The 3,922-nt window shown below is 70.0% G+C and carries 4 protein-coding genes; all 4 read right to left on the bottom strand.

What is annotated here, in order from left to right; translation table 11 throughout:
• Positions 1-48: 48 nt before the first annotated feature.
• Complete coding sequence (gene truB / locus JNW98_RS34755) at positions 49-954, bottom strand: tRNA pseudouridine(55) synthase TruB (RefSeq protein ID WP_223772267.1); 906 nt, start codon at positions 952-954, stop codon at positions 49-51.
• Positions 951-1,412: a 30S ribosome-binding factor RbfA gene (rbfA, locus tag JNW98_RS34750; protein WP_185945983.1), complete on the bottom strand. Its 462-nt coding sequence runs from the start codon at positions 1,410-1,412 to the stop codon at positions 951-953. Before rbfA ends, truB begins: the two co-directional genes overlap by 4 nt.
• A 23-nt stretch (positions 1,413-1,435) precedes the next feature.
• Entirely contained in the window at positions 1,436-1,732 is a 297-nt protein-coding gene (locus JNW98_RS34745) for a DUF503 domain-containing protein (RefSeq protein WP_223772268.1), read from the bottom strand.
• Positions 1,733-1,919: 187 nt separating this feature from the next.
• A partial coding sequence (gene infB / locus JNW98_RS34740; protein WP_223772266.1) for a translation initiation factor IF-2 occupies positions 1,920-3,922 on the bottom strand: 2,003 nt, incomplete at its 5' end.

Genomic DNA, 3,922 nt, shown 5'->3' with positions numbered 1-3,922 from the left:
GGGCCCCCCCCCCCACGGTGTTCCCGAGGCGTTGTCCCGAAGCGAGGATCAGCCGAAGACGGCCAGGATCTTCGCCCGCCCGCCCTGGTTCTCGACCAGGGCGAGGAAGGCGCCGTCCGGGCCGAAGACGGCGACCGGACCGGTGGTCTCGAAGAGCGGCATCCGCACCCGGACGCCGTTGCCGAGCAGCTTCGCCTGCTCCTCGGTGACGTCCCAGCGCGTGAACGCGGCGGATACCGCGTCCGCGACGGGCATCACGGCCAGCTCCTCCTGGAGCTGGTCGAGCGTGCGCGCCTCGCTTATCCCGTAGGGGCCGACGCGAGTGCGCCGCAGCGCCGTGAGGTGGCCGCCGACGCCGGTGTCCGCGCCCAGGTCGCGCGCCAGGGCGCGGACGTAGGTGCCGGACGAGCAGACGACCGAGACGAGCACGTCCTGCACCGGGGTGCCGTCCTCGGCCTCCGCCGGGTGCACGGCGTGCACGACGAAGGACGAGACGGTCACCGGGCGGGCGGGGATCTCGAAGTCCTCGCCCTCGCGCGCCCGCTTGTACGAGCGCTTGCCGTCGATCTTGATCGCGCTGACCTTGGACGGGACCTGCATGATGGCCCCGGTCAGCTTGGCCACGCCGGCGTCGATCGCCTCCCGGGTGACCCCGGAGGCGTCGGCCGACGAGGTGATCTCGCCCTCGGCGTCGTCCGTGAGGGTGTTCTGGCCGAGCCGGATGGTGGCCACGTACTCCTTCTCGGTCAGCGCGAGGTGACCGAGCAGCTTGGTGGCCCGCTCGACGCCGAGGACGAGCACGCCGGTCGCCATCGGGTCGAGGGTCCCGGCGTGCCCGACGCGGCGGGTCTTGGCCATGCCGCGCATCTTGGCGACGACGTCGTGCGAGGTGAAGCCGGCCGGCTTGTCGACGATGACCAGACCGTCGGGGCCGGGCGGGGTCTTGCGCTTCATGCGGAGGCGCCGCCCTCGGCGTCCCCGTTGTCGTCCTCGCCCGGCTTGCGGTACGGGTCCGCCTCGCCGGCGAAGTCCTTGCCCGACGCCTCCTGGCGCACCTTGGCGTCCAGGTTGCGGGCCCGGTCGAGGAGGTCCTCGATGGTCCGGGCGTTCTCCGGCAGGGCGTCCGGCACGAAGGTCAGGGTCGGGGTGAACTTGATCCCCGCCGCCTTGCCGACCGCGGACCGGAGCATGCCCTTGGCGCTCTCCAGTCCGGCGGCCGCGCCGGCGCGCTCCTCGTCGTCGCCGTAGACCGTGTAGAAGACCGTAGCCTCCCGCAGGTCGCCGGTGACCCGGGTGTCCGTGATGGTCACGTGGCTGCCGAGCCGCGGGTCCTTGATGCCGCGCTGCAGCTTCTGGGCCACCACCTCCCGGATGAGGTCCGCCAGCTTCTTAGCCCGCGCATTGTCGGCCACTGGTCCGTCTCCTTCTTGGTGTTTCAGTCGTCGTGCTCGCCGTGGAACCGCCGCCGCGCTGACAGCAGGTCCACTTCGGGACGTGCGGCGACCCAGCGCTCGCAGCGGTCCAGTAGGTCCGTGAGGTGCCCCACGTCGCCGGAGACCGCCGCCAGGCCGATCGTGGCCCTGCGGTAGAGGTCCTGGTCGCCGACCTCCGCCACGCTCACCGCGTACTTGCGGTGCAGCTCGGCGACGATCGGGCGGACGACGGAGCGCTTCTCCTTCAGCGACCGGACGTCGCCGAGGAGGAGGTCGAAGGACAGCGTCCCTACGTACATGTAATGCGGGTTCATGCCACCCGTGGGGCCTTCGGCATCCGTAATGGTGTACGGCTCATTCGAAACCGTACACGGAACGGCCGGGGCCGATCGACGGGATATTCCCCGCCGACCGGCCCCGGACGACCTGCCCACCCGTCGCCCGGCCACCACCCCTGGTGGACCGCGCTCCGCGCGGGCTGCGTCATCAGCCTCGCGGCTTCTCGCGCATCTCGTACGTCGCGATGACGTCGTCGATCTTGATGTCGTTGAAGTTTCCGAGGTTGATACCGCCCTCGAAGCCCTCGCGGATCTCGGTGACGTCGTCCTTGAAACGACGCAGACCGACGATGTTGAGCTCCTCCGCGATGACCTTGCCGTCGCGGATGAGGCGCGCCTTGGTGTTGCGCTTGACCTCGCCGGAGCGGATGAGAACACCCGCGATGTTGCCCAGCTTGGACGAGCGGAAGATCTCGCGGATCTCCGCCGTACCGAGCTCGACCTCTTCGTACTCCGGCTTCAGCATGCCCTTCAGGGCCGCCTCGATCTCCTCGATCGCCTGGTAGATGACCGAGTAGTACCGGACGTCGACGCCCTCGCGCTCGGCCATCTGGGTGGCACGGCCCTCGGCGCGGACGTTGAAGCCGATGACGATGGCGTCGGAGCCGGTCGCCAGGTTGATGTCCGACTCGGTGACCGCACCCACACCGCGGTGCAGCACGCGGATCTCGACCTCTTCGCCGACGTCGAGCTGGAGCAGCGAGGACTCGAGAGCCTCCACCGAACCGGACGCGTCGCCCTTGATGATGATGTTGAGATCCTGCACCAGACCGGCCTTGAGCACCTTGTCGAGGTCCTCGAGGGACACCCGGCGGGTGCGCTTGGCGAAGGCGGCGTTGCGCTCACGCGCGGCGCGCTTCTCGGCGATCTGGCGAGCCGTGCGGTCCTCGTCGACAACCAGGAAGTTGTCGCCGGCGCCCGGGACGTTGGTCAGACCGAGGACGAGGACCGGGGTCGACGGACCCGCCTCTTCCACGTTCTGGCCCTTGTCGTCGAGCATGGCCCGCACGCGGCCGTAGGCGTCGCCCGCGACCATCGTGTCGCCGACGCGGAGGGTGCCGCGCTGGACGAGGACGGTGGCCACGGCGCCGCGGCCGCGGTCGAGGTGGGCCTCGATCGCGATGCCCTGCGCGTCCTGCTCCGCGTTGGCGCGCAGGTCGAGCGCGGCGTCGGCGGTGAGGACGACGGCCTCGAGCAGCTTGTCGATGTTCAGACCCTGCTTGGCGGAGATGTCGACGAACATCGTGTCGCCGCCGTACTCCTCGGCCACCAGACCGAACTCGGTGAGCTGACCGCGCACCTTGGTCGGGTCGGCGCCCTCGACGTCGATCTTGTTGACCGCGACCACGATCGGCACGTCGGCCGCCTTGGCGTGGTTCAGGGCCTCGATCGTCTGCGGCATGACACCGTCGTTGGCCGCCACCACGAGGATCGCGATGTCGGTCGACTTGGCACCACGGGCACGCATGGCGGTGAACGCCTCGTGACCCGGGGTGTCGATGAAGGTGATCTTGCGCTCTTCGTCGTTGACCTCGGTCGCGACCTGGTAGGCACCGATGTGCTGGGTGATGCCACCGGCCTCGCCCGCGACCACGTTGGTCTTGCGGATCGCGTCGAGGAGTCGCGTCTTACCGTGGTCGACGTGACCCATGACGGTCACGACCGGCGGACGCGCGACGAGCATCTCCTCGCCGCCCTCGTTCTCACCGAACTCGATGTCGAAGGACTCGAGCAGCTCGCGGTCCTCCTCCTCGGGGCTGACGATCTGAACCGTGTAGTTCATCTCGCCGCCGAGGAGCTGCAGCGTCTCGTCGGACACCGACTGGGTCGCGGTGACCATCTCGCCGAGGTTCATCATCACGGCGACGAGCGACGCCGGGTTGGCGCCGATCTTCTCCGCGAAGTCGGTGAGGGACGCACCACGCGACAGGCGAATGCTCTCGCCGTTGCCGCGCGGCAGCATCACGCCGCCCACGGACGGGGCCTGCATGGCCTCGTACTCCTGGCGCCGCTGACGCTTGGACTTGCGGCCGCGACGGGCCGGACCGCCGGGACGGCCGAAGGCACCCTGCGTGCCACCACGGGCACCGGGGCCGCCGGGACGCCCGCCGAAGCCGGGACGACCGCCGCCGAAGCCGCCGCCGCCACCGG

Origin of the sequence: Streptomyces huiliensis (assembly GCF_020037025.1) — a bacterium.
Taxonomy (GTDB): Bacteria; Actinomycetota; Actinomycetes; order Streptomycetales; family Streptomycetaceae; genus Streptomyces; species Streptomyces huiliensis.
The sequence above is the reverse complement of the archived record's forward strand: the minus strand, read 5'-3'. Positions and strand labels throughout refer to the sequence as shown.

Bases quoted from the DNA above. Each gene is read 5' to 3' on its own strand.
- truB (WP_223772267.1), bottom strand. From the start codon at position 954: ATGAAGCGCAAGACCCCGCCCGGCCCCGACGGTCTGGTCATCGTCGAC.
- JNW98_RS34745 (WP_223772268.1), bottom strand. From the start codon at position 1,732: ATGTACGTAGGGACGCTGTCCTTCGACCTCCTCCTCGGCGACGTCCGG.